The sequence below is a fragment of the Pseudomonas sp. KCJK9000 genome (genome assembly GCF_046230725.1).
Taxonomy (GTDB): Bacteria; Pseudomonadota; Gammaproteobacteria; order Pseudomonadales; family Pseudomonadaceae; genus Aquipseudomonas; species Aquipseudomonas promysalinigenes.
Window position 1 is genome coordinate 91693 of the sequence record NZ_JBJJLN010000004.1, and the last position, 25377, is coordinate 117069.

Here is a 25377-nt window from a genome sequence, read left to right on the forward strand (position 1 = left end):
TCCCATAATGTCCAAGAAAATTCACGTAACCGACACGATCCTGCGCGACGCTCACCAGTCCCTGCTGGCTACCCGCATGCGTACCGAAGACATGCTGCCGATCTGCGACAAGCTCGACAAGGTCGGTTACTGGTCGCTGGAAGTCTGGGGTGGCGCTACCTTCGACGCCTGCTTGCGCTTTCTGAAAGAAGACCCTTGGGAGCGCCTGCGCAAGCTGCGTGCTGCCCTGCCCAACACCCGTCTGCAGATGCTGCTGCGTGGCCAGAACCTTCTGGGCTACCGCCACTACAGCGACGACGTGGTCAAGGCGTTCGTGGCCAAAGCGGCAGTCAACGGCATCGACGTGTTCCGTATCTTCGATGCCATGAACGATGTGCGTAACCTGCGTGTTGCCATCGAGGCGGTGAAGGCCGCCGGCAAACACGCCCAGGGCACCATCGCCTACACCGTCAGCCCTGTGCACACCATCGACGCATTCGTCGCCCAGGCCAAGCAGATGGAAGCCATGGGTTGCGACTCGGTCGCGATCAAGGACATGGCTGGCCTGCTGACCCCGTTCGCTACCGGCGAGCTGGTGCGGGCGCTCAAGGCTGAACAGTCGCTGCCGGTGTTCATTCACTCCCATGACACTGCCGGCCTGGCTGCCATGTGCCAGCTCAAGGCAGTGGAAAACGGTGCCGACCATATCGATACCGCGATCTCGAGCTTCGCCTGGGGCACGAGCCACCCAGGTACCGAATCGATGGTCGCCGCGCTCAAAGGCAGCGAATTCGACACCGGCCTGGACCTGGAGCTTTTGCAGGAAATCGGCCTGTACTTCTACGCTGTGCGCAAGAAATACCACCAGTTCGAGAGCGAGTTCACCGCCGTGGATACCCGCGTGCAGGTGAACCAGGTACCAGGTGGGATGATTTCCAACCTGGCCAACCAGCTCAAGGAGCAAGGCGCGCTCAGCCGCATGAACGAGGTGTTGGCAGAGATCCCGCGCGTGCGTGAGGACCTTGGCTTCCCACCTCTGGTAACGCCGACCTCGCAGATCGTTGGTACCCAGGCGTTCTTCAACGTCCTGGCGGGTGAGCGTTACAAGACCATCACCAACGAGGTGAAGCTCTACCTGCAAGGCGGCTATGGCAAAGCCCCCGGCGTGGTCAATGAGCAACTGCGCCGCCAGGCGATCGGCAGCGAAGACGTGATCGACGTGCGCCCGGCCGACCTGCTCAAGCCTGAGATGGCCAAGCTGCGCAGCGATATCGGCGCCTTGGCCAGCTGCGAGGAAGATGTGCTGACTTTCGCCATGTTCCCGGACATTGGGCGTAAGTTCCTCGAGGAGCGCGAAGCGGGCACCCTCACCCCCGAAGCCTTGTTGCCGATCCCCGAGGCCGGTGCCGTGGCTTCTCCGGCAGGTGAAGGCGTACCCACCGAGTTCGTCATCGACGTGCACGGCGAAACCTACCGCGTGGATATTACCGGTGTAGGGGTTAAGGCCGAGGGCAAGCGGCACTTTTACCTTTCGATCGACGGCATGCCCGAAGAAGTTGTTTTCGAGCCGCTCAACGAGTTCGTCGGTGGCGGTGGCAGCAAGCGCAAGCAGGCCAGCGCTCCTGGCCACGTCAGTACCACCATGCCAGGCAATATCGTCGATGTACTGGTCAAGGAAGGCGATGTGGTCAAGGCCGGCCAGGCGGTGCTGATTACCGAGGCGATGAAGATGGAAACCGAAGTGCAGGCGGCCATCGCTGGCAAGGTCGTGGCCATCCATGTTGCTAAAGGCGACCGCGTGACGCCCGGCGAGATCCTGATCGAGATCGAAGGCTGAGATAAGCCTTTATCTACAAATGGTTAACCTCTGGGGGGCGGATGCTCCCCTTTTTTTTGCCTGGCATGAGGTATGTGGCGCCTGTAAGACCGAGCGCCGCCCGCGCGGCGCATCGCGAGCTGCGCTCGCTCCTACGTTTGTTTCGGGCCAGTAACGCCTGTGGCAGGCGCGCGCGACCGCCTGGTTTGTAGGACGCGATACCGCGCCATGCACAAAGGCGTCCGCGCGCAAATTCCGCAGGCATAATTGGCCCGAAACAGACGTAGGAGCGAGCGCATCTCGCGATGCGCCGCGCGGGCGGCGCTCGATCTCATAGGCGCCGCCGCCCTAGTGCCAGCCCCTCATGGTCAGAAGATCACCCCCGACGGCAGTCCTCAAGTGTCCGCACTTGGCCTGCCGACCCCTGATTCTCTGCACTCAACCACCGCTCGAACCCCGCCGCCACCTGCGGCCACTCATCATCGGTAATCGAATACCACGCGGTGTCGCGGTTATGGTCCTTGACCACCAGGTGCTTGCGGAAAACCCCCTCGAAAACGAAGCCGAATCGCTCGGCCGCGCGCTTGGAGCGGGCGTTGGCGTTATTGCACTTCCATTCCAGGCGCCGGTTGCCTAATTCGAACCCGAGCTTGCCCAGCAGGTAGACGGCCTCGGTGCCTTTAGGCGTGCGCTGCATGGCGGCACCAAAGGCGATGTGGCCGATCTCGATACGGCCGTGGTCGGGCACGATCGACATCAAACTGAGAATACCTTGGGCCTGGCCGCTGTTGCGGTCGATCACTGTGAAAAACAGCGGGTCTTGGCCAGCGGCGTTGCCTTGCAGCCAGCGGTCGAAGGCGCCGCGCTCGGTGAACGGGCCGTAGGGCAGGTAGTCCCACAACACAGGGTCGGATGCCGGGCCTTGCAGCACCTCCCACAGATCGTCCCCGTGGCGCACCGGGTCCAGTTTCTCCAGGCGGATGAAGCGGCCTTCGATAACCTGGGGCGTGGGCGCTGTAGCGGGTTTCCAGTTCAATGCGTCAGTCATGTGCGGCCTACAGCCCTTTACGGAATTGGATGAAGCCAGGGCGCTCGGCAACCTGCTCGTACAGGCTAATGGCGGTGGCATTGGTTTCGTGGGTCAGCCAGTGCACCTTGATGCAGCCGGCAGCCCTCGCGGTGGCGTATACGTGTTCGATCAGCTGGCGGCCAATACCCAGGCCGCGCTGGCTACTGTCGACGTAGAGGTCCTGCAGGTAACAGGAATTCTCGATGCTCCAGTTGGAACGATGGTAGATGAAGTTGACCATGCCCACCGCTTTGCCATCGACCCAAGCCAGGGTCGAGTGGGTTGGCTCACTCGGGTCGAGCAGGCGTTGCCAGGTGCTAAGGCTCACTTCTTCGGCGAGTGCGGTCTGGTAGAAGCGCAGGTAGTTATGCCAAAGGGCGAGCCAGGCGGCGTGGTCTTGAGGGCTGACGGGGCGCAGGGTGACGTTTGCCATGGGGCTTTTCCTTCAGAGTTGGCGCATGTGCGCGGCGAGTTGTTGGTCCAGGTAGTCCGGGCTGGCGCTCAAGCCCTCACGCACGCCAGCGATATCCTGCGCCGAGCGATTCTGGCTGAGCTTGCGCGCGCCTTGCAGGCGGGCCACAGGCAGGCGGATGCCGACGATCGCGCGCATCATGCCGTCGAGGTAGCCGGCAGGGGCGTCGCTGACCTTCCAGGGTTGGCTGCGGCCTTGCTCGTGGCGCTCGGTGAGACGGCTGACGATCTGCAGCAATGGGGCTGCATCGTGGATCACCTCGGCGGTGCCGTAGGCGTGTACGGCCAGGTAGTTCCAGGTCGGCACCACCTTGGGGTTCTGCGCCTTGCTTGGGTAAAAGCTTGGGCTGACGTAGGCGTCTGCGCCGGGAAAGACCAGCAGTGCTTCGGCGCCTTGCGCCAGGTCCTGCCATTGGCGGTTGGCGCGGGCCAGATGGGCATAGACCGTACCGAACTGGCCTTCGTCGGTGTCGAGCAATACCGGCAAGTGCGTGGCCATCAGGCCTTGATCGCCATGGCTGATCAGCACCGCTAGACGGGTATCGCGCATATGCTGATGCAGGCGCTCAATGTCGTGTTCTTGGTGGGGTTTGCTGTTGTACATGTGTGCTGTCCTTGTCCAATGGCTCCATCCTAGGCAGGCTATTGGATCAAAGTAAGAGCCATTAATGACTGTTTTGGTAGGGCCAATTTCATGCGCGAGCGCTCCATCGTGTTGCCTTTCGATCCCGCAGGTATCGTGCTTGATCGTCGGCGCGGGCTCAGTCAGCAGCTGTATCAGGCGTTGCGTGCCAGGGTTTTGGATGGGCGCTTGAGTAGCGGCACCCGGCTGCCTGCCACGCGAGACTTGGCAAAGGTGCTGGCGCTTTCGCGCAACAGCGTAGTGCGCGCCTATGACCAGCTGTATGCGGAGGGCTATATCGAAAGCCGCGTGGGTGATGGCACATACGTGAGCCGGCTGGAAAAACTATCCACACAGTTACCCACAGGGTTATACCTGGGGTTATCAACAGACTTATCCACATTTTCGCCCTCGGACACTGAGGATTTAACCAGCAAGAGGTTCGCCAGCGAGCCTTTATTGCGTTTGAAAAATAACCACCTGCCGGCACAAAACGGCGGCCCACCTAGGGCGTTTCGCGTCGGCATACCGGCTTTCGACCTGTTCCCATTCGATGTCTGGGCCAAGCTACAAGCGGGTTTCTGGCGTAACCCTTCACCGGGTCTACTGGGCTATGGGGACCCGGCGGGCGAGCCTGCTTTGCGCGAGCTGATCGCCGCCTATTTGCGTCGATCAAGGGGGCTATCCTGCACGGCTGAACAAATTGTGATCACCCATGGTGCGCAGCAGGCCATCAGCCTTTGTGCACAGTTGTTATTGCAACCAGGTGACGCAGTGGCTGTGGAAAACCCTGGGTATCGCGCCGCAGGGCGGGCGTTTGCGGTGGCCGGTGGCAAGCTGATCGGGGTGCCGGTGGATGAGCAGGGCATGGACTGCCACCGCCTGGTGGATCTGCCGGGCTGTCGACTGGCCTATGTCACACCGGCGCATCAGTATCCTACAGGGGTGACCATGAGCCTGGCCCGGCGCCTGGCATTACTGGCCTGGGCCGAGTGCAACGATGGCTGGGTCATCGAGGACGACTACGATGGCGAGTACCGCTACAGCGGTGCGCCCCTGGCCCCGCTAGCTGCGCTCGACCGCCAAGGCCGTGTGTTGTACGTCGGCACTTTCGGCAAGATTGCCTTCCCGGCATTGCGCCTGGGCTACTTGGTTCTACCGCCGCAATTGGTGCAAGCATTCAGTCAAGGCCGCGCGCTGGCAGTTCGGCACTCAGAGGTGGGAACCCAATGCGTGATGGCTGAGTTCATGGCCCAAGGGCACTTCCAGCGGCACATCCGACGCATGCGCAAGGCGGCGCTCGCCCGCCGCAACGTGCTCAAAGCGGGATGGCCTGTTGGGGTGGAGGGCTTGGGGGAGATGCCGGAAGTAGCTGCGGGGCTCCACGTAAAGGTGGATGTGGATAGTTTTGCACGTGAGCAGGCTTTGGTGGCCAGCGCTGCGGCGGTAGGGGTGGAGGTCAATCCCCTGAGCGGTTACTGGCTGCCAGACTCTGACGTGCCTGTGGATAAGCGGGCAGGGCTGGTACTTGGATTTGCGGCGGTGCCGGAAGGGCAGATCGCCGAGGCTTTGCTGAAACTGCGTAAGGCTTGGAGACCTCTTCGCGGGTGAACCCGCTCCCACAGCTACCGCGTAGGCTCTGTGGGAGCGGATTACTCGCAACGAAGGCGACTCAAGTTCCGGATTTGATTCGAGTCCACGCTCGCGTGCGGGCCCGCTCGCCCTCACGGGACAATGGCTTGAGTGTGTACAGCTTGGTCATAGCCTGCTCGGTCGGGTAGAGGTTCGGATTATTGCGTATCGCTGGGCTGACCTTGTCGGTGGCATCCTTGTTGGGGTTGGGATAGCCGACGAAGTCGCTGATCGGCGCAATCACTTCAGGGCGCAGCAGATAGTTGATGAAAGCATGGGCATCTTCCGAGTTTGCTGCATTCTTCGGAATCGCCAGCATGTCGAACCAGATCGGCGCCCCTTCCTTGGGTAGGCGCATGTCCACCACCACACCATTGTTTGCATCTTTGGCGCGGTTGGCGGCTTGCGAGAAGCTGCCGCTGTAACCCACCGCTACGCAGATATCACCATTGGCGATGTCGGCCATGTACTTCGAGGAATGGAAGTAGGTGATGTAAGGGCGGATCTTCATCATCAGCGCCTCGGCCTTCTTGTAGTCTTGCGGCTTGTCGCTGTTGGGCGGTAAGCCAAGGTGTTGCAGGGCCAGTGGCAGAATCTCCGACGGCGAGTCGAGCAGCGCGACGCCGCATTGTTTGAGCTTGGCGATGTTCTGCTCTTTGAATATCAGATCCCAGCTGTCGACCGGGGCCTGATCGCCGAGCACGGCCTTGACCTTGTCCGGGTTGAAGCCAATCAGGATGGTGCCGTACATGTAAGGCACGGCGAACTTGTTGCCCGGGTCGTTGGCTTCGATCAGCTTCATCAGCGCCGGGTCCAGGTGTTGCCAGTTCGGCAGCTTGCTGCGGTCCAGCGGCTGGAACACACCGGCCTCGATCTGCTTGGCGAGAAACACGTTGGACGGCACCACCACGTCGTAGCCAGAGTTGCCAGTCAGCAGCTTGGCCTCCAGCGCCTCGTTGGTGTCGAAGATGTCGTAGATCAGCTTGACGCCGCTGTCTTTCTGGAAGCTGCTCAAGGTCTGCGGCGTGATGTAATCGAACCAGTTATACACGCGCAGGGTGCGCTGCTCGGCTTGAGCGTGCAGGGCGCCGGTGAACAGGGTGGCAGCGATGAGCGGGGCGAGCAGACGCTTGAGTCGGGCCATTATCGGGCTCCTGGCTGGGCGCGCTGGAAGCCTTCCAGCACATTGACGGCGTTGATACCGATTTCTTCCACAGCGTAGCCCCCTTCCATCACGAACAGGGTGGGTTTGCCGAGTTGGGCGATGCGCTTGCCCATCTCCAGGTAGTCCGGGCTGTCCAGCTTGAACTGGGAGATCGGGTCGTCCTTGAAGGTATCCACCCCCAGTGAAACCACCAGCACATCGGCGTCATAGGTGGCGATACGTTGGCAGGCGTCTTCCAGTGCCGCGCTCCAGGCCGTCCAGTCGCTGCCAGCGGGCAACGGGTAGTTGATGTTGCAGCCTTCACCTGCGCCTTCGCCGGTTTCGTCGGCATAGCCAAGGAAGAACGGGAACTCATCTTGCGGATCGCCGTGTATGGAAGCGAAAAACACGTCATTGCGCTGGTAGAAGATGTCCTGGGTGCCGTTGCCGTGATGGTAGTCGACGTCAAGGATAGCCACCTTGGCACGGCCTTGGTCGAGGAACGCCTGGGCGGCAATCGCAGCATTGTTCAGGTAGCAATAGCCGCCCATGACTTCGGCAGCCGCATGGTGCCCTGGTGGCCGGCACAGCGCGAAGGCCGAGTGTGCGCCTTGCTCGATCGCTGCCTGGGCTGTGAGGGCAACCTGTGCGGCGCTATAGGCTGCCTGCCAGGTACCGGCGGTGATGGGTGCGCCAGCGTCGAAGCTGTAATAGCCCAGCTCACCGTGCAGCCCGGTAGGTTTGACCTGGCGCAGGGTACGCGCGGGCCAAGTGAACGGCAGCAGGTCGCCGTCGTGGCCTAGGGCGGCCCAGCGAGCCCAGGCACCCTGGAAGAAGTCCAGGTATTGGGCACTGTGAATGCGTTGCAGGGGAGCGAGCCCGAAGTCGTTAGGCGCTTTCACTTCACCCAGGTTGCGCTTTTTGACCTGCTCGAGCACATGGTCCGCGCGGGAGGGCATTTCGAAGCATGGCATCAGCTTGCCGTCGATCAGCTCGCAGCGGCCGTGGTGCAGGCGGTGATCATCGGAATAAATCGTCAGCATTTGTTGTTCTCCGGGGGACTGGCGTGAACCCATTTTCACGGGTGACCCGGTGGCGGAGAACGACGCAAACGGCCAAAAGGGGATCGATATGGCCACAGGTTGTGGCCAGTCTGGCTCAACCCCGGAAGTGGCTAGGTGCAACCCCGCTCCAGCGCTGGAAGGCATGACGGAAACTCGCGGTCTCGCTGAAGCCCAAGGTTTCTGCAATGCGGTAGATCGGCATCTGGTCATCGGCCAGCAACTGCTTGGCCCGGTCAAAGCGCAGTTCATCGAGCAATTGCTGGTAACTGCAGCCCAAGGCTTGCAAGTGCCGGCGCAGGGTGCGTGACGAGCAGTTCATCTGACGCGCAAGGCCCTCCACGCCTGGCGCCGCATCCAGTTGCTGCAACAGCAGCTGGCGAATCCGCCCCAGCCAAGCCTGGCGGCCGGTGAATTCCAGGTTCAAGCGCCGGCAACGCTCACTCATGGCCTTGTGAGTAATGGGGTCGGCCAGCGGTAGGGGTGTATCCAGCCAGCGCCGCTCGAACGCGAAGGCGGTATCTTCTGCATCGAAGGCAAGGGGGCACTGGAAAGCCCCGCTGTAGAGGGAGTGATAGCCTGGACGCGAATGCTCGAAGCGGGCACCGAGCAGCGGTAGGGTGCGGCCGAGCAGGTCGTCGCAGATCACTTTCAGCGACACCAGACAAAATTCGGCATTGAAGGCAGCCAAGGCCGGGCTGTCGTGATATTCACTGGCACTCAACCAGACGCGATGGCCATCGTCGAGCAAACGCAGCTTGAAGACTGTTCCCAGCAGTGCCGGATAATGCAGCGCCAAGCGCAAGGCGTCACCCAAAGTGGCACTGGAGAGCAGCGCGTAGCCGAGCATGCCATAGCACGACACATGCATGCGCCGCCCCAGTTCCAGGCCGATTTCCTCGCGTCGGGCAACGGCGTTGGCGCACACCTGCAACTCTTGCTGGGTGGTGATGCGCGCATCGCTGTGGCCTAGATCGGCGGGGGCTATACCGCTACCGGCGAGCAACGTCGTCGCCTCGCAGCCCTCTTCCTGAAACAGGTTGAGGATCAGCGAAACTGCGTTGAGGGTGGTCAGGTGGCTGTGCAGCATGCTCGGTCATCCCGTGGGCGTGGGAGGCATTATGGAGCAAGTTGTATGCCGAAATGGGCGAGGGCGGACAGTGTGGCAGGGATGAAGCGAAAAAAAGGCCCGCAGCTTGCGCTCGGGCCTTTGAAAGGTTGAGAGGTGTCTAGTCCCTCGACCTGGTGAGACGGTGTGCAGCAGCCTGGTTTACGCTTTCAGCGGCACCAGACGTGGGGCGATCATGTTTTCAGGACGCAGGATGTCGTCGAGCATCGCGTCGTCCAGCAGCTTCTCTTCACGCACCAGTTCCAGTACGCCGCGGCCGGTTTCCAGGGCAACGCGGGCGATACGGGTGGCGTTCTCGTAGCCGATGTACGGGTTCAGGGCGGTGACCAGGCCGATGGAGTGTTCGACCAGCTCACGGCAACGCTGTTCGTTGGCGGTGATGCCAACGATGCAGTGCTCGCGCAGCATGTCCATCGCGCGCTGAAGCAGGCGGATCGAGTCGAAGATCTTGTAGGCGATCAGCGGTTCCATCACGTTCAACTGCAGCTGGCCACCTTCGGCCGCGACGGTCAGTGCCAGGTCGTTGCCCATGATGGCGAAGGCCACTTGGTTGACCGCCTCAGGAATGACCGGGTTGACCTTGCCTGGCATGATCGAGCTGCCTGGCTGGCGCGCTGGCAGGTTGATTTCGTTGATGCCGGTGCGCGGGCCGCTGGACAGCAGGCGCAGGTCGTTGCAGATCTTCGACAGCTTGACCGCAGTACGCTTGAGCATGCCGGAGAACAGCACGAAGGCGCCCATGTCGGAGGTAGCTTCGATCAAGTCGGCAGCTGGTACCAGCGGGTGGCCGCTGATGGTGGCCAGGCGTTGTACGGCCAGGGCCTGGTAGCCAGGGTCGGCGTTGATGCCAGTACCGATGGCGGTACCACCCAGGTTGATTTCGGTCAGAAGCTCCGGGGCCAGCGAGCGCAGGCGCTGGAGGTCTTCGGTCATGGTGGTGGCGAAGGCGCGGAATTCCTGGCCCAGGGTCATCGGCACGGCATCCTGCAGCTGGGTGCGGCCCATCTTCAGAACATGGTCGAATTCCTTACCTTTGGCAGCGAAAGCCTGGATCAGGCTGTCGAGGCTGGCCAGCAGGGCGTCATGGCCCAGCAGCAGGCCCAGGCGGATGGCGGTTGGGTAGGCGTCGTTGGTCGACTGCGCCATGTTCACGTCGTTGTTGGGGTGCAGATACTGGTACTCACCCTTCTGGTGGCCCATGGCCTCCAGCGCGACGTTGGCGATGACTTCGTTGGCGTTCATGTTGGTGGAGGTGCCCGCACCCCCTTGGATCATGTCAACTACGAACTGGTCATGGTAATCGCCTTTGATCAGGCGGGCGCAGGCTGCACTGATGGCAGCGTGCTTGGCATCGCTCAGGTGACCCAGCTCACGGTTGGCGTCGGCAGCAGCCTGCTTGACCATGGCCAGGGCCACGACCAGCTTCGGATAGTGCGACAGCGGAACGCCGGAGAGATGGAAGTTGTTGGCAGCGCGCAGGGTCTGGATGCCGTAGTAGGCATCGGCAGGGACTTCCAGGGTGCCAAGCAGATCTTTTTCAACGCGGAACGATGCAGCGGAGGACATGATGGATATCATCTCGATTTTGACCCGGCACATGCCGGAATGGCGCCAATCCTAGGCCTTAAGGGGTTTTTGCGGCCAATGCTGATGCACGCTAACCTATGCACAAACGGCATAGTGATTGATGTGACGCCAATTGACATTCAAGCGTGTTCCATTTTGGTGCGCGCCGGGAGATCTGCTTCATGAACCTCGAAAGCAAGTGGCTGGAAGATTTCAGCGCCCTGGCCTCCACCCGCAGTTTTTCACAGGCGGCTGAACGGCGTTTCGTGACCCAACCGGCCTTCAGCCGACGTATCCGCAGCTTGGAAGCAGCGTTGGGTCTGACCTTGGTGAATCGTTCCCGCACGCCCATCGAGCTAACCGAGGCCGGGCAGCTTTTTCTTGTCACAGCCCGCACCGTTGTCGACCAGTTGAGCGAAGTTCTCCGTCATTTGCATCACCTGGAAGGCGGGCAGGGGGAGGTTATCCAGGTTGCGGCTGCGCACTCGCTGGCGTCAGGGTTTTTCCCGCGTTGGGTGGCACAATTGCGCAACGATGGATTGAACATCGCCACCCGACTGGTGGCGACCAACGTCGGGGATGCCGTGCATGCCTTGCGCGAAGGTGGCTGTGACCTGATGCTGGCGTTCTATGACCCTGATGCCGCGCTGCAGATGGACGCCGAGATCTTCCCATCGCTGCACATGGGTACCACCGAGATGCTGCCGGTATGCGCTGTGGGCGCCGACGGCAATGCCTTGTTCGACCTCGAAGGCGATACCAGCGTGCCGTTGCTGGCCTACAGTGCCGGGGCGTTCCTCGGCCGCTCGGTGAACCTGTTGTTACGCCAGCGCAACCTGCGCTACACCACCGTGTATGAAACTGCCATGGCGGACAGCCTCAAGAGTATGGCGCTTGAAGGCATGGGGATCGCTTGGGTACCGCGGTTGTCCATGCGCGGTGAGCTGGAGCGCGGTGAGTTGATGATCTGCGGTGGTAGCCAGTGGCATGTGCCGCTGGAAATCCGCCTGTATCGCTGCGCTTTGGTGCGCAAGGCCAATGTGCGGCTTTTGTGGCGCAAGCTAGAGTCGGCAGGTGGCCCAGGCGAGGGATCAGTTTGAGTGGTAGTTGAGGTAATCGGTGATGGCGGCTCGGTTCGCTTCGCTGTAGTGGTAGCAGTTCGAGCGCAGCGCAATGCGCGCCGGGACCATGTAGCTTTCGCAGAACCAACCATTGTAGCGGGTTTCGGCGTCCCTATGGCTGGCCGAGAGCATATGGCCGATGACATGCCCGGGCATCGCGTAGCTGCGCATCGAGGCGATGGCCGTTGTGCCGCTAAGGTGTGCGAGGCCGCCCACGAAGGTCATCCCGCTTTGGTCATAGCTGTCCTTGGTCAGTAACACGTCCTTGTTCATGAACGAAAAGGGCCTGACCGAACGCTGAATTTCGACTCCCCGTGTGAAGGCGTCAAGGGCCTGGATAGCGGTCATCGACTGATAATCGATGTCCGTCAGCCCGGAGATGGCACGCTGGTAGACCACTTCAATCGGCTGTTGCGTGAAGCTGCGCATTTCTTCGAGCCAATGTTGAAAGTAGTCATCGTGCAGTTGTTGGTCGCTGATGCCTGCCAGCTCGTCGTGTGGGTAGATCGTGACCACCAGCGCCCTGCGAGCCCAGGCCGGTGACAAGGTCAGGCTGCAGGCAAGGCCCATGACGAGCGCTATTAGGCGGGTTTTGTGCATCTTTGCGTCCTTCGATGATCCTGGTCGAAAGGGCGAATTGTCTGAGGCACCATTGCCCTGTGCCAGGGGGAAAAGTTGTCCCGCGAGACAGCTTGCCCTTTGATCCGACATGTGCTTGTGGGGGTGGGCGCAGCGCCCCCTTATACGCTACAATCCCGCGCCTTCGGCCGACCCGGTCGATTCAGAATCCGTATGACGAGCCACGCCGGTCTACCTGCGTGGCTTGTTGCTTTTAGCGCGCCACAAGGCGCTTGCAGGAGAGGCTCGACGATGAGTGCACTGGTTGGCGTGATCATGGGCTCCAAGTCCGATTGGTCCACCCTTAGCCACACCGCCGATATGCTGGAAAAACTCGGCATTCCCTACGAAGTGAAGGTGGTTTCCGCCCACCGCACCCCGGACTTGCTGTTCCAGTACGCTGAAGAGGCCGAAGAACGTGGTATCGAGGTGATCATTGCCGGTGCTGGTGGCGCTGCCCACCTGCCGGGCATGTGTGCCGCCAAGACTCACCTGCCGGTGCTGGGCGTGCCCGTCCAGTCGTCGATGCTGTCCGGTGTCGATTCGCTGCTGTCGATCGTGCAGATGCCTGCCGGTGTGCCGGTTGCTACCCTGGCCATCGGCCGCGCTGGCGCGGTGAATGCCGCACTGCTGTCGGCGAGCATCCTGGGGGCCAAGTACCCGCAGTATCACGCGGCGCTCAAGCAGTTCCGTACCGAGCAGACCGACACCGTGCTGGACAATCCAGACCCCCGCCAGGCTTGAGGTTCAACCCATGAAGATCGGTGTTATTGGTGGCGGCCAACTGGGCCGCATGCTGGCCCTGGCGGGAACCCCGCTGGGCATGGACTTCGCCTTCCTCGACCCAGCGCCGGATGCCTGTGCCGCTGCGCTGGGCAAGCACCTGCGTGCCGACTATGGCGACCAGGAGCACTTGCGCCAGCTGGCCGACCAGGTCGATTTGGTGACTTTCGAATTCGAAAGTGTTCCGGCCGAAACCGTGGCTTTTCTGTCGCAGTTCGTCCCGGTCTATCCAAGCGCCGAAGCCCTGCGCATTGCCCGCGATCGACTGTTCGAAAAGAGCATGTTCCGCGATCTGGGTATCCCGACTCCGGCGTTTGCCGACATTCTCTCGCAGGCTGACCTTGACGCAGCGGTAGCCAGCATCGGCCTGCCGGCTGTGCTCAAGACCCGCACCCTGGGCTATGACGGCAAGGGCCAGAAGGTTTTGCGCACGCCTGAGGACGTAGTCGGCACCTTTGCCGAACTGGGTAGCGTACCCTGCCTGCTTGAAGGTTTCGTGCCGTTCACTGGTGAAGTCTCGTTGGTGGCGGTGCGTGCTCGCGACGGCGAAACCCGTTTCTATCCGCTGGTGCACAACACCCACGAAAGCGGCATCCTGCGCCTGTCGGTGGCCAGCGAAGGGCACCCGCTGCAGAGCCTGGCTGAAGACTACGTTGGCCGTGTGCTCAAGCAACTGGATTACGTCGGGGTAATGGCGTTCGAGTTCTTCGAAGTCGACGGTGGCCTCAAGGCCAACGAAATCGCCCCGCGGGTGCACAACTCCGGCCATTGGACCATCGAAGGAGCCGAGTGCAGCCAGTTCGAGAACCACCTGCGTGCCGTCGCCGGCCTGCCGCTGGGCTCGACCGCTAAAGTGGGCCAGAGCGCCATGCTCAACTTCATCGGCGAAGTCCCGGCGGTGGAGCAGGTCGTAGCCATCGACGACTGCCACCTGCACCACTACGGCAAGGCCTTCAAGGCCGGTCGCAAAGTAGGCCATGCCACCCTGCGCAGCAACGACATGGCCACCCTCAAGGCCAGAATCGCCGAAGTAGAGGCGTTGATCAGCAACTGATCGACGTGCCCGATCGAACTTCTGCAAGCGGCTTGCCCTCTGAAATGGCAACAAGCCAAAGTGCTGTCTAGGCTTTGGCTTGTTCCATCTTCACTTCAGAGGGACTGTCATGGGCATCATTGGAACCATCTTCATCGGCCTTATCGTCGGCCTGCTGGCCCGCTTCCTGAAGCCGGGTGACGACAGCATGGGCTGGATCATGACGATTCTGCTGGGTATCGCAGGCTCGCTGCTTGCCACTTATGGCGGCCAGGCACTGGGCATCTACCAGGCAGGCCAGGCTGCTGGATTCATCGGTGCACTGATTGGTGCGATCATCCTTCTGGTGATCTACGGGTTCATCAAGAAACGCTGATTACTGGTTAGAATGCTCGGCAATTCATTCTGAGTTGTCGAGCATTTCCATGCGTGCCCTTTTTCTTGTTCCCCTGCTTCTGGCCAGCACCCTGGCCCATGCCGAGCTGCCCGAAACCGACTGGCTGGAACTGATGCCCAAATCGGACCAAAAGGCGCTCGAAGCCATGCCCGAAATCGACCACAACTCACCGGAAGCCAATGGCACCTTCACCGCCAAGGGCGGGCTCAAGCAGAGCAAGGGCCTGCCAGCGGTGATGTACTCCACCAAGACCGTGGCCGCCATGAACGGCAAGGAAATCCGCCTGGGCGGTTACCCCGTTCCGCTGGAAAGCGATGCCAGGGGCAACAGCACGCTGTTCTTCCTCGTGCCCTACCCGGGTGCCTGCATTCACGTGCCACCACCGCCGCCTAACCAGTTGGTATTGGTGCGGTATCCGAAAGGGCTGAAAATCGCGGATATCTACACACCGCTTTGGGTCAGCGGCAAGCTGAAAGTGGAGAAGGTCAGCAATGACCTGGCCGATGCGGCTTATGCGCTGGATGCAGCGAAGGTCAGGGTAGTGGAAGATGCTGACCTCTGAGCTGCTGAACTGGCCTCGTCGTGGCTAAAGCCGCTCTTGCAAGTTTGTGCAGCCCCAGCAGGAGCGGGTCCACCCGCGAACAGGCCAGACCTGCAAAGGCATCATTCAGAGCGCGTCACTAGCGATCTTCACCTGCAGTGAATGACTGGCGCCGGGCTTGAGCTCCACCACATCATCCCAGACATTGGCCGTTTCGATGCACAGCATTCGCTGCCAGCCATCATCGGCCATGTCTGGCAAATCCTTGGCCCGCTCGGTCCAGGGGTTCCAGATCACCGCCGAGCGTGACCCGCTGCAGGTCAAGGTAATCCGCCGCGCCCAGTGCGGGTCGACGATGCTGAGCGCCTGTGGCGTGTCCAGATAGATACGGTCGGTTTCCCCGGCAAACTGCAACGCCCCTTGTTGTTGGCGCTGCTCCCAGTCGGCCAGGGTTTCGATGTAGTGCAACCCATCGACGCCTTCAACCCGGGCCTGGCGCACGTCGCTGACGGCGAAGTAGCTATGCAGGGCCTGGCTGATGGTCACCGGGCTGTCGCCCAGGTTGCGGCTGGTCAGAGACACGCTCAGCGTGTCGCCCAGTTCGATCAGCAGTTTCAGCTGAACGTCATGGGGCCAGCCCGGCAACTGGCCACGGGCTTGTGGCAGCTCGAATTCGATCTGCAAGCTCGCCCCCTGTTCCTCGACACCGAGCAGCTGCCAATCGCGGGTGCGTGCCAGGCCATGGGCGGGCGCTTGCTGGCCGCCGTACATGGCCTGCACCGGCTCAGGGTTGCGCTGCAAGTTGCCAAACCAGGGCCAACACACCGGTACACCCGCCCGCACCGATTTGCCTTGGGCGAAGATGGCCTGGTCGCTCAGCCACAACAGCGGCGGCTCACCCATACGCTGGTAGCTGAGGATCTGGGCGCCCTGCTGGGCGATCAGTAGGTCGGCACGCTCGTTGCTGATGCGCCAGCAGTTGAGTTCGCCGTGTTGCTCGGATTCGACCTTGAAGGTAGCCATTGCGCTCTTCTCATTGATTGCCTGTGGGCCTTGGACCCGGTGACGTGCAATGAGTTTACCGCCCGCAAGGCTTAGCGACGAGGCACCGAGCGGGTGCGGCCGCTGCCATCGATGGCGACGAACACAAAGGTCGCTTCGGTGACTTTGCGCCATTCGCTGGACAACGGGTCATCGCTCCACACTTCGACCATCATGCGGATCGAGCTACGGCCGATTTCCAGTGTCTGGGTATAGAACGACAACTGCGCGCCGACTGCCACCGGCACCAGAAATGCCATGCGGTCGATGGAAACCGTGGCTACCCGGCCACCGGCGACGCGGCTGGCCATGGCGGTGCCGGCCAGGTCCATCTGCGCGACTAGCCAGCCGCCAAAGATGTCGCCGAAGCCATTGGTTTCGCGCGGCAGGGCGGTGATCTGCAAGGCCAGATCGCCCTGCGGGATAGGATCTTCTTGTTCGAGTTCAATCATGCGATGGGGCCTCTGACCCGTGACGCTTTCGTTGGTGTAGCGCAATGCCGGGAAAACGATTCAGCTGACAACATACTACGCCGAATCTGTTTAGATGGGCGGCTATAGGGAAACTCTGCGAAACCGTCTGACACTCCGACCGGCGTTTTCGCACAACTTCCCACGCTTGACGCAAACTTTTCCTACGAACGGGCAGTATATATAGCCTGTTGCCGAGCGACGACTGTGTAGTCATGAATATCTGTATGGATTTTGTATCGCTTTCAGCCAGGCTCGGCAATTTGCTATCTTCGCTCCTCGCCTAATCCAGAAGCCGCGTGCCAAGCGGCCTGCATGCCCTACAAGAGAACAACGAGCGATGACCTCCGTGCCGAGCAGTATCGAGCAGCCCTCGCGGCCGCTGACCCGCAGTGACTACAAAACCCTCTCACTGTCGGCCTTGGGTGGCGCGCTGGAGTTCTACGACTTCATCATTTTCGTGTTCTTCGCCACCGTGGTCGGTAAGTTGTTCTTCCCTGCGGACATGCCCGAGTGGCTACGGCTGATGCAAACCTTCGGCATCTTTGCCGCGGGCTATCTGGCGCGTCCGCTGGGCGGCATTGTCATGGCCCACTTCGGTGATTTGCTCGGGCGCAAGAAGATGTTCACCTTGAGCATTTTCATGATGGCCCTGCCTACCCTGATCATGGGCCTGCTGCCGACGTATGCACAGGTTGGCCTGTTGGCACCGATCCTGTTACTGCTGATGCGCGTGATTCAAGGCGCGGCCATTGGCGGCGAGGTGCCCGGTGCCTGGGTATTCGTCTCCGAGCACGTGCCGGCGCGCAACACCGGCTATGCCTGTGGCACGCTGACCGCTGGGTTGACCGCGGGTATTCTGCTGGGCTCGCTGGTGGCGACGCTCATCAACACCCTCTACAGCGCCGAACAGGTGGTTGATTACGCCTGGCGTATACCGTTCGTGCTGGGCGGTGTGTTCGGGTTGTTCTCGGTGTACCTGCGCCGCTGGCTGCATGAAACCCCGGTGTTCGCCGAAATGCAGCAGCGCAAAGCCCTGGCAGAAGAGTTGCCGCTGCGCGCGGTGCTGCGCGATCACCGTGGCCCAATCATCCTGTCGATGCTGCTGACCTGGGTGCTGTCTGCCGGCATCGTGGTGGTGATCCTGATGACCCCGGCGTTGCTGCAGAGCCTCTACCACGTCAGCCCCACCGACTCGCTCAAGGCCAACAGCCTGGCGATCGTACTGCTCAGCATTGGCTGCATCGGCGCTGGCAGCCTGGCCGACCGCTTCGGTGCTGGCCGGGTATTCGTGATCGGCAGCCTGCTGCTGCTGGCCAGTTCCTGGACCTTCTACCACAGCCTGCCGACCCGGCCGGACCTGCTGTTCCCGCTGTATGCCATCACCGGCTTGTGCGTGGGTGTGATCGGCGCTGTGCCCTATGTGATGGTCAAGGCGTTCCCGCCTGTGGTGCGGTTCAGTGGGTTGTCGTTTTCATACAACGTCGCTTACGCCATCTTCGGTGGGCTTACGCCCATGGTGGTGACTGCGCTGCTCAAAGTGAGCCCGATGGCGCCTGCTTACTATGTGGCAGGCCTGTGTGCCGTCGGGCTACTGGTGGGCTTGTACCTGCTCGCCAATAAGCGCTGATCTGCACCAAGGTTTCCGGCCTCTTCACGGTTGAGGCCGCCCCCCGAGTCTTGCAGCCACTGTAAGGCCCGGCAGGGGCGGCTTTAACCGTAAAGAGGCCGGATCTGTTTTCGATGATGGCCTTTCATCCATTTGTCACAATTAAGTCATATCGTATTCATGCGGCCTGCAGATACTGGGCCCCGTTCCATCCAACACCCCAATATTCCTGCTAGGAGCAAGGCATGAAACTGAAGCGTTTGATGGCGGCCCTCACCTTTGCCGCCGCTGGCGTTGCAACTGCCAACGCGGTAGCCGCTGTCGACCCTGCGATCCCGACCTACACCAAAACCACGGGTGTGTCGGGCAACCTCTCCAGCGTCGGTTCCGACACCCTGGCGAACCTCATGACCTTGTGGGCCGAGGCCTACAAGAAGGAATATCCGAACGTAAACATCCAGATTCAGGCTGCCGGTTCCTCGACCGCGCCACCAGCGCTGACTGAAGGCACCGCCAACCTCGGCCCGATGAGCCGTAAGATGAAGGACGTCGAGCTGCAGGCCTTCGAGCAGAAGTACGGCTACAAACCGACCGCGATCCCGGTCGCCGTCGACGCACTGGCGGTGTTCGTGCACAAAGACAACCCGATCAAAGGCCTGACCATGGCTCAGGTCGATGCCATTTTCTCCTCCACCCGCCTGTGCGGCGCCAAGGCCGACGTCAAGACCTGGGCCGACCTGGGCGTGACGGGTGATCTGGCTAACAAGCCGGTGCAGCTGTTCGGCCGCAACTCGGTGTCGGGCACCTATGGCTACTTCAAGGAAGAAGCCCTGTGCAAAGGCGACTTCAAGCCTAGCGTCAACGAGCAACCAGGTTCCGCTTCGGTGGTGCAGTCGATCAGCTCCTCGCTCAATGGCATCGGCTACTCGGGCATCGGCTACAAGACCGCCAGCGTCAAGACCGTGCCGCTGGCCAAGAAAGAAGGCGGCGAGTTCGTCGAAGACAACGAAACCAATGCCCTGAACGGTAAGTACCCGTTGTCGCGCTTCCTGTATGTCTACGTCAACAAGGCGCCGAACAAGCCGCTGGCTCCGTTGGAAGCTGAGTTCGTCAAGCTGGTGCTGTCGCAGGCCGGCCAGCAGGTGGTGGTCAAGGATGGCTACATCCCACTGCCGGCCAAAGTGGTCGACAAGACCTTGGCCGACCTGGGCCTGTCCCACACGGACAATGTTGCCAAGAAGTAAGTAATTGGGGTTGAGGCCGGCGCTGCTACCGGCCTCTTCCACGACTTCCCAGTCCGTTGCCAGGGTTCCTGAGCGGCGGGCTTTTTTGCGTCAACTCACTGTCATGTTTTTGTCATACAGGACCGCTAGGGTGTGCGCATGAACGATCTGGCCAATTCCACAATGACCCCGAACTCCCCGCCCGTGCGGATTGACTTCAATACGCCCGAGTTGCAACGCAAGCGCCGCATGCGCGCCCTCAAAGATCGCCTGACCCGTTGGTATGTTCTGGTAGGCGGGCTTGCTGTGTTGGCAGCCATTACGCTGATCTTTTTTTACTTGGCCTATGTAGTACTGCCGCTATTTCAGGGCGCCGAGCTGACAAGCAAAAAGGCCCTGACGCCGGCCTGGCTGCAGCAGGGTGCGGGCAAGCCGCTGATGATTGCCCTCGAAGAGCAGAACCTTGTGGGTATGCGCGTTTCGGACAAGGGGCAGGTCATCTTCTTCGACACCAAGAGCGGCAATGAGCTCAGTAGTGTCGACCTTCCGCTCGCCCCAGGCGCCCAGGTCACCTCGATCAGCGCCGACCAGCCGGGCAGCCCGCTGGTGGTGCTCGGTTTGTCCAATGGCCAGGCACTGGTATTCCACCACGCTTATAAAGTCACCTACCCGAACAACAAAAAGACCATCAGCCCCGCTATCGACTATCCGTATGGCCAGCAACCGTTGGTGCTCGATGACCAGGGCCGTGCGCTGGAACACGTGAGCGTCAACGTCAACGGCGATACGCTGATGCTGGCCGGCTCCACCGGTGCGCACCTGCAAGTGATCGAGCTGTCGCGCAGCGAAAACATGCTGACCGGCGAAACCACCACCGAGCAAAACCGCATTGAACTGCCGCAGATGACCGAAGCGGTGAAGAACATCTTCATCGATCCGCGCCAACAATGGCTGTACGTGATCAACGGCCGCGCCACTGCCGATGTCTTCAGCCTGCGGGACAAGAGCCTCAACGGCCGCTACAAGCTGTCCGAGAGCGGCGATACCGAAATCACCGCCGCTACCCAACTGGTTGGGGGGGTATCGCTGATCATAGGGGACTCCAAGGGCGGCCTGGCTCAGTGGTTCATGGCCCGCGACCCGGATGGTGAACAGCGCTTCAAGCAGATTCGTACCTTCCAGCTGGGTAAGGCAGCGATCGCTCAGATCGATGCCGAAGAGCGCCGCAAGGGTTTCATCGCTCTGGATGCCGACGGCAAGCTTGGCGTGTTCCACAGTACCGCGCACCGCACCTTGCTGGTCGAGCCGGTGGCCGAGGGTGCTGGCGTCCTGGCCCTTTCACCACGCGCCAACCGCATTGTCATCGAAGAAGGCGGCAAACTGCTGCCGTTGAGCCTGCGCAACCCGCACCCGGAAATCTCCTTCAGCGCCTTGTGGGGCAAAGTCTGGTATGAAAACTACGACGCACCCCAGTACGTTTGGCAGTCGACGGCGTCCAACACCGACTTCGAGCCCAAGCTGAGCCTCTCGCCTCTGACCTTCGGTACGCTCAAGGCAGCATTCTACGCGATGATCCTGGCGGCCCCGCTGGCCATTGCCGCCGCCATTTATACCGCCTACTTCATGGCCCCTGGCATGCGCCGCAAGGTCAAGCCGGTGATCGAACTGATGGAAGCGATGCCAACGGTGATCCTGGGCTTCTTCGCCGGGCTGTTCCTGGCCCCGTACCTGGAAGGCCACTTACCCGGCGTCTTCAGCCTGTTCCTGATCATGCCGCTGGGCATTCTGCTGACGGGCTTCGCCTGGAGCCGGCTGCCGGAGTCGATCCGCCTGCGTATCCCTGACGGCTGGGAAGCGGCGATCCTGATCCCGGTGATTCTGGCCATCGGCTGGTTCGCTCTGGCGGTCAGCCCATTGCTCGAAAGCTGGTTCTTCGGTGGTGACATGCGCCTGTGGATCACCAACACCCTGGGTATCCGCTATGACCAGCGCAACGCCCTGGTGGTCGGCATCGCCATGGGGTTCGCGGTCATCCCCAACATCTACTCGATCGCCGAAGACGCAGTGTTCAGCGTGCCACGCAGCCTCACCCTGGGCTCTCTGGCCCTGGGCGCGACGCCATGGCAGACCCTGACCCGCGTGGTGATACTCACCGCCAGCCCGGGCATTTTCTCGGCATTGATGATCGGCATGGGCCGGGCGGTGGGCGAGACCATGATCGTGCTGATGGCCACCGGCAACACCCCGGTGATGGAGCTGAACCTGTTCGAGGGCATGCGCACCCTGGCCGCCAACGTGGCTGTGGAAATGCCCGAGTCGGAGGTGGGCGGTAGCCACTACCGTGTGCTGTTCCTCGCCGCCCTCGTGCTGCTGATGTTCACCTTCGTCATGAACACCTTGGCCGAGCTGATTCGCCAGCGTCTGCGCAAGAAATACTCGTCGCTTTGATAGAAAGGTAGCGATCCGTGAAAAAGGATTCCCTCAAAGGCTGGTTCAAAAGCGGCGCCCCAGGCGTCTGGATCAGCGGTGGCGCAGTGGCCATGGCGGTGATCATGACCGTCGGCCTGCTGGCAGTGATCGCCGTGCGCGGCCTGGGCCACTTCTGGCCGGCCGACCTGATTCAGGCCACCTACAAGGTGCCCGGCCAGGCGGACCTGGTGGTTATCGGCGAGGTGGTGCAAAAGGAAGAAGTACCACGCGCACGCCTCAAAGGTGCCGGGTTGCCGGTGCCGGATGACGGCCCCGAGTTCCTGACGCGAGAGCTGATCAAGGTCGGTAACCGCGACCTCAACGGCAGCGACTTCACCTGGGTGGTGGGCGAGTGGTTGTCGGACCAGCAGCACCCAGCCGACCTGATCGCCCTTGAGCGCCGCGAGTGGGGCAACTTCTACGGCTACCTGGTGAGCGTCAAGCAAGACGGCCGCGTGGTGGCCCAAGGCCCGGGGGCGTGGAACAAGCTGCAGGCTCGTCTCAAACGCGCCAACCAGCTCAATAGCGAGCTGCAAACCCTCGAGAAGAAAGACATCGGTGCCATCAACCATGGCCTGGAGCGCCTGCGTCTGCAGGGGCGCAAGCTGGAACTGGACGGCAAGCTGGACGCCGCCGCTCAGGCCGACATGGACGCCGAGCGCGCCGAGCTCAATAGCCGCTACAAGGCCATCGAAGATCGCCTGCTCAGCCTGCACCAGGCGTTTGCCCGCGATAGCCTGGTGGCCCGTGACGGCAGTGGCCGAGAAATCGAGATCAATCTGAGCAAGGTAGTGCACGCCATCCAGCCCAACGGCATGTCGGTGTTGAGCAAGCTGGGTACTTACTTCGCCAAGGTGTGGGAGTTCCTCAGCGACGACCCGCGTGAAGCCAACACCGAAGGCGGGATCTTCCCGGCCATCTTCGGTACGGTGATGATGACCCTGATCATGGCCGTGATCGTCACGCCTTTCGGCGTACTGGCTGCTGTCTACCTGCGCGAGTACGCCCGGCAAGGCCCGGTGACCCGCTTGATCCGCATCGCCGTGAACAACCTGGCCGGTGTGCCGGCGATTGTCTACGGCGTGTTTGGCCTGGGCTTTTTCGTCTATGTGCTGGGTGGCTCTATCGACCGGTTGTTCTTCCCTGAAGCCCTGCCGGCACCAACCCTGGGTACTCCAGGCCTGCTCTGGGCTTCGCTGACCTTGGCACTGCTGGCCGTGCCAGTGGTGATCGTGGCCACCGAAGAGGGCCTGGCGCGGATTCCGCGTACCGTACGCGAAGGGTCCCTGGCCTTGGGTGCGACCAAGGCCGAAACCCTGTGGAAGATCGTTTTGCCGATGGCGAGCCCTGCCATGATGACCGGCATGATCCTCGCCGTGGCCCGCGCCGCCGGCGAGGTGGCGCCGCTGATGCTAGTGGGGGTGGTCAAGCTGGCACCTTCGCTGCCTCTGGACGGTAACTACCCGTACCTGCACCTGGACCAGAAGATCATGCACCTTGGCTTCCACATCTATGACGTCGGCTTCCAGAGCCCGAATGTGGAAGCGGCACGCCCACTGGTTTACGCCACTGCTTTGCTGCTGGTGCTGGTGATCGCCACGCTGAACCTGTCTGCCGTGTGGATCCGTAACCACCTGCGCGAGAAATACAAGGCGCTCGATAGCTAAGCCTGATGTGCAAGCGTGCCGCCTGCTAGCCAGGCGGCCCTGTGAAACGAATTGATAGCGTATGGAGTTGACCATGCAGCAAGAATCCCATACCCACGGCATCGATATGTCTGCCCTGGGCCGCGACAAGCAGAGCCTGCGCCTGGCCGAAGAAACCGTGGCCATCGAAGTCCCCGGCCTGAGCCTGTTCTATGGCGACAAACAAGCCCTGTTCGATGTGCAGATGAACATCCCCAAGCAGCGCGTGACCGCCTTCATCGGCCCGTCCGGCTGCGGCAAGTCGACCTTGCTGCGTACCTTCAACCGCATGAACGACCTGGTCGACGGTTGCCGCGTGGAAGGCGCGATCAATTTGTACGGCAACAACATCTATCGCAAGGGCGAAGACGTGGCTGAGTTGCGTCGCAGAGTCGGCATGGTGTTCCAGAAGCCCAACCCATTCCCCAAGACCATCTACGAGAACGTGGTCTACGGCCTGCGCATCCAGGGCATCAACAAAAAGCGTGTGCTCGATGAAGCCGTGGAGTGGGCATTGAAGGGTGCTGCGCTGTGGGACGAGGTCAAGGACCGCCTGCATGAGTCTGCCCTGGGCCTGTCCGGTGGCCAGCAGCAGCGCCTGGTGATTGCTCGTACCATCGCCGTGGAGCCAGAAGTGCTGCTGCTCGACGAACCCTGCTCGGCCCTGGACCCGATCTCGACGCTCAAAGTCGAAGAGCTGATCTACGAGCTCAAAGCCAAATACACCATCGTCATCGTGACCCACAACATGCAGCAGGCGGCCCGGGTTTCGGACTACACAGCGTTCATGTACATGGGCAAGCTGATCGAATTCGGAGACACCGACACGTTGTTCACCAACCCTGCGAAAAAGCAGACCGAGGACTACATTACCGGTCGTTACGGCTGATTCAGTCCAGATGACTACGTGGCATCTGTTGGAGCGGATTCACTTGCCAAGCAGGCGGCCTGACACCGGCTTTGCCGGCGATCGCAGGTGAGCTGCTCCGACGGGGCCCGATACGAACCACTTGAAGCTTGCAGCTGCTTCGCGGAGCGAAACGATGATCAACAAAGAAAGCCTGACGCACCATATTTCCCAGCAGTTCAACGCCGAACTGGAAGAGGTGCGCAGCCACCTGCTGGCCATGGGTGGCCTGGTCGAAAAGCAGGTGAACGATGCCGTTACCGCGCTGATCGAGGCGGACTCGGGCCTGGCCCAGCAGGTGCGAGAAGTCGATGAACAGATCAACCAGATGGAGCGCAACATCGACGAAGAGTGCCTGCGCATCCTCGCCCGTCGCCAGCCTGCGGCCTCCGACCTGCGGCTGATCATCAGCATCTCCAAGTCGGTGATCGACCTCGAGCGCATTGGTGACGAGTCGACCAAGATCGCCCGCCGCGCCATCCAACTGTGTGAGGAGGGCGAGTCGCCCCGTGGCTACGTTGAAGTGCGACACATTGGCGATCAGGTACGCAACATGGTGCGCGATGCCTTGGATGCCTTCGCTCGCTTCGACGCCGACCTTGCGCTGGCGGTGGCCCAGTACGACAAGACCATCGACCGTGAGTACAAGACCGCGCTGCGTGAGTTGGTCACCTACATGATGGAAGACCCTCGTTCTATCTCCCGTGTGCTGAGTGTGATCTGGGTGCTGCGCTCGCTGGAGCGGATCGGCGACCATGCGCGCAACATCTCCGAGCTGGTGATCTACCTGGTACGCGGCACCGACGTGCGCCACATGGGCCTTAAGCGCATGAAGGCAGAGGTCGAAGGTAACGCAGGTGAAGCGGGTGAAAACGCTAATGTTCTGGGCAAAGCTGACGATAACTAAAGTTGCTCGTGAGCATCGACGCCCGGCCTGTGCCGGGCGTTTTCGTTGATGGCAGAGCAAAACGGCAGGCACCCGCGAACGATG

Annotated in this window: 23 protein-coding genes; 13 read left to right on the forward strand and 10 right to left on the reverse strand. The window is 61.3% G+C overall.

The features are described 5' to 3' along the window. Positions 1 to 7 precede the first annotated feature (7 nt). Complete coding sequence (gene oadA, locus ACK59H_RS03310; protein ID WP_060477606.1) at positions 8 to 1816, forward strand: sodium-extruding oxaloacetate decarboxylase subunit alpha; 1809 nt, start codon at positions 8 to 10, stop codon at positions 1814 to 1816. A 355-nt stretch (positions 1817 to 2171) separates the two neighbouring features. On the opposite strand, the gene ACK59H_RS03315 is transcribed toward oadA, so the two are convergent. From ACK59H_RS03315 to ACK59H_RS03325, 3 genes are read right to left on the reverse strand one after another with little or no spacing between them, the layout of a single operon-like run. Further along, complete coding sequence (locus ACK59H_RS03315) at positions 2172 to 2843, reverse strand: GNAT family N-acetyltransferase (RefSeq protein WP_060477276.1); 672 nt, start codon at positions 2841 to 2843, stop codon at positions 2172 to 2174. Positions 2844 to 2850: 7 nt separating this feature from the next. Further along, positions 2851 to 3297, reverse strand: a complete 447-nt coding sequence (locus ACK59H_RS03320) for a GNAT family N-acetyltransferase (protein WP_060477275.1) — start codon at positions 3295 to 3297, stop codon at positions 2851 to 2853. A gap of 12 nt (positions 3298 to 3309) precedes the next feature. Then, positions 3310 to 3939: an FMN-binding negative transcriptional regulator gene (locus tag ACK59H_RS03325; RefSeq protein WP_060477274.1), complete on the reverse strand. Its 630-nt coding sequence runs from the start codon at positions 3937 to 3939 to the stop codon at positions 3310 to 3312. 90 nt (positions 3940 to 4029) lie between these two features. On the opposite strand from ACK59H_RS03325, the gene ACK59H_RS03330 reads away from it, so the two are divergent. Further along, the gene (locus tag ACK59H_RS03330; protein ID WP_060477273.1) at positions 4030 to 5568 is read left to right on the forward strand and encodes a PLP-dependent aminotransferase family protein; all 1539 of its coding nucleotides are present in this window, start codon (positions 4030 to 4032) and stop codon (positions 5566 to 5568) included. Positions 5569 to 5629: 61 nt separating this feature from the next. Here the strand turns inward: ACK59H_RS03330 and ACK59H_RS03335 are convergent, their stop codons facing one another. The 4 genes from ACK59H_RS03335 to aspA all read right to left on the reverse strand — a co-directional run bounded on the left by ACK59H_RS03335 (position 5630) and on the right by aspA (position 10489). Then, positions 5630 to 6733 (reverse strand): polyamine ABC transporter substrate-binding protein, encoded by a 1104-nt coding sequence (locus ACK59H_RS03335; RefSeq protein WP_060477272.1) that lies wholly within the window; start codon positions 6731 to 6733, stop codon positions 5630 to 5632. Then, positions 6733 to 7776 carry a histone deacetylase family protein gene (locus ACK59H_RS03340; RefSeq protein WP_060477271.1) on the reverse strand — a complete coding sequence of 348 codons (1044 nt, stop codon included), beginning with the start codon at positions 7774 to 7776 and terminating at the stop codon, positions 6733 to 6735. The genes ACK59H_RS03335 and ACK59H_RS03340 overlap by 1 nt, the downstream gene beginning before the upstream one ends. 115 nt (positions 7777 to 7891) lie before the next feature. After that, on the reverse strand, positions 7892 to 8884 hold the full coding sequence (locus ACK59H_RS03345) for an AraC family transcriptional regulator (RefSeq protein WP_060477270.1): 993 nt from the start codon (positions 8882 to 8884) through the stop codon (positions 7892 to 7894). A 180-nt stretch (positions 8885 to 9064) separates the two neighbouring features. Beyond that, positions 9065 to 10489, reverse strand: coding sequence for an aspartate ammonia-lyase (gene aspA, locus ACK59H_RS03350; RefSeq protein ID WP_060477280.1), 1425 nt, complete (start codon positions 10487 to 10489; stop codon positions 9065 to 9067). 182 nt (positions 10490 to 10671) lie between these two features. Between aspA and ACK59H_RS03355 the strand changes: the two genes are divergently transcribed. After that, positions 10672 to 11589, forward strand: coding sequence for a LysR substrate-binding domain-containing protein (locus ACK59H_RS03355; RefSeq protein ID WP_060477269.1), 918 nt, complete (start codon positions 10672 to 10674; stop codon positions 11587 to 11589). Here ACK59H_RS03355 and ACK59H_RS03360 read toward each other — a convergent pair. Continuing rightward, positions 11581 to 12210, reverse strand: coding sequence for a hypothetical protein (locus ACK59H_RS03360; protein ID WP_060477268.1), 630 nt, complete (start codon positions 12208 to 12210; stop codon positions 11581 to 11583). The genes ACK59H_RS03355 and ACK59H_RS03360 overlap by 9 nt on opposite strands. Positions 12211 to 12480: 270 nt before the next feature. Here ACK59H_RS03360 and purE point away from each other — a divergent pair, with 270 nt between their 5' ends. From purE to ACK59H_RS03380, 4 genes are all read left to right on the forward strand, one after another. Beyond that, on the forward strand, positions 12481 to 12972 hold the full coding sequence (gene purE / locus ACK59H_RS03365) for a 5-(carboxyamino)imidazole ribonucleotide mutase (RefSeq protein WP_012312090.1): 492 nt from the start codon (positions 12481 to 12483) through the stop codon (positions 12970 to 12972). Between the two features lie 10 nt (positions 12973 to 12982). Further along, the gene (locus tag ACK59H_RS03370) at positions 12983 to 14065 is read left to right on the forward strand and encodes a 5-(carboxyamino)imidazole ribonucleotide synthase (RefSeq protein ID WP_060477267.1); all 1083 of its coding nucleotides are present in this window, start codon (positions 12983 to 12985) and stop codon (positions 14063 to 14065) included. A gap of 109 nt (positions 14066 to 14174) precedes the next feature. Continuing rightward, positions 14175 to 14420, forward strand: coding sequence for a GlsB/YeaQ/YmgE family stress response membrane protein (locus ACK59H_RS03375; protein WP_060477266.1), 246 nt, complete (start codon positions 14175 to 14177; stop codon positions 14418 to 14420). A 49-nt stretch (positions 14421 to 14469) separates the two neighbouring features. Further along, complete coding sequence (locus tag ACK59H_RS03380; protein ID WP_060477265.1) at positions 14470 to 15003, forward strand: DUF3299 domain-containing protein; 534 nt, start codon at positions 14470 to 14472, stop codon at positions 15001 to 15003. A gap of 105 nt (positions 15004 to 15108) precedes the next feature. Here ACK59H_RS03380 and ACK59H_RS03385 read toward each other — a convergent pair whose 3' ends face one another. Beyond that, entirely contained in the window at positions 15109 to 16005 is an 897-nt protein-coding gene (locus tag ACK59H_RS03385) for a D-hexose-6-phosphate mutarotase (RefSeq protein ID WP_060477264.1), read from the reverse strand. A gap of 71 nt (positions 16006 to 16076) precedes the next feature. Further along, entirely contained in the window at positions 16077 to 16475 is a 399-nt protein-coding gene (locus ACK59H_RS03390; RefSeq protein WP_027917060.1) for an acyl-CoA thioesterase, read from the reverse strand. A 358-nt stretch (positions 16476 to 16833) separates the two neighbouring features. On the opposite strand from ACK59H_RS03390, the gene ACK59H_RS03395 reads away from it, so the two are divergent. From ACK59H_RS03395 to phoU, 6 genes are all read left to right on the forward strand, one after another. Next, positions 16834 to 18123, forward strand: coding sequence for an MFS transporter (locus ACK59H_RS03395; protein ID WP_060477263.1), 1290 nt, complete (start codon positions 16834 to 16836; stop codon positions 18121 to 18123). A gap of 224 nt (positions 18124 to 18347) precedes the next feature. Continuing rightward, positions 18348 to 19346, forward strand: a complete 999-nt coding sequence (locus ACK59H_RS03400) for a phosphate ABC transporter substrate-binding protein PstS (RefSeq protein WP_060477262.1) — start codon at positions 18348 to 18350, stop codon at positions 19344 to 19346. Positions 19347 to 19484: 138 nt separating this feature from the next. After that, positions 19485 to 21773 carry an ABC transporter permease subunit gene (locus tag ACK59H_RS03405; RefSeq protein WP_060477261.1) on the forward strand — a complete coding sequence of 763 codons (2289 nt, stop codon included), beginning with the start codon at positions 19485 to 19487 and terminating at the stop codon, positions 21771 to 21773. Positions 21774 to 21790: 17 nt separating this feature from the next. Then, positions 21791 to 23461 carry a phosphate ABC transporter permease PstA gene (pstA, locus tag ACK59H_RS03410; RefSeq protein ID WP_409264248.1) on the forward strand — a complete coding sequence of 557 codons (1671 nt, stop codon included), beginning with the start codon at positions 21791 to 21793 and terminating at the stop codon, positions 23459 to 23461. Positions 23462 to 23534: 73 nt separating this feature from the next. Beyond that, positions 23535 to 24368, forward strand: a complete 834-nt coding sequence (gene pstB / locus ACK59H_RS03415; protein ID WP_060477259.1) for a phosphate ABC transporter ATP-binding protein PstB — start codon at positions 23535 to 23537, stop codon at positions 24366 to 24368. A 154-nt stretch (positions 24369 to 24522) separates the two neighbouring features. Beyond that, the gene (gene phoU, locus ACK59H_RS03420) at positions 24523 to 25293 is read left to right on the forward strand and encodes a phosphate signaling complex protein PhoU (RefSeq protein WP_060477258.1); all 771 of its coding nucleotides are present in this window, start codon (positions 24523 to 24525) and stop codon (positions 25291 to 25293) included. The last annotated feature ends 84 nt before the right edge of the window (positions 25294 to 25377 follow it).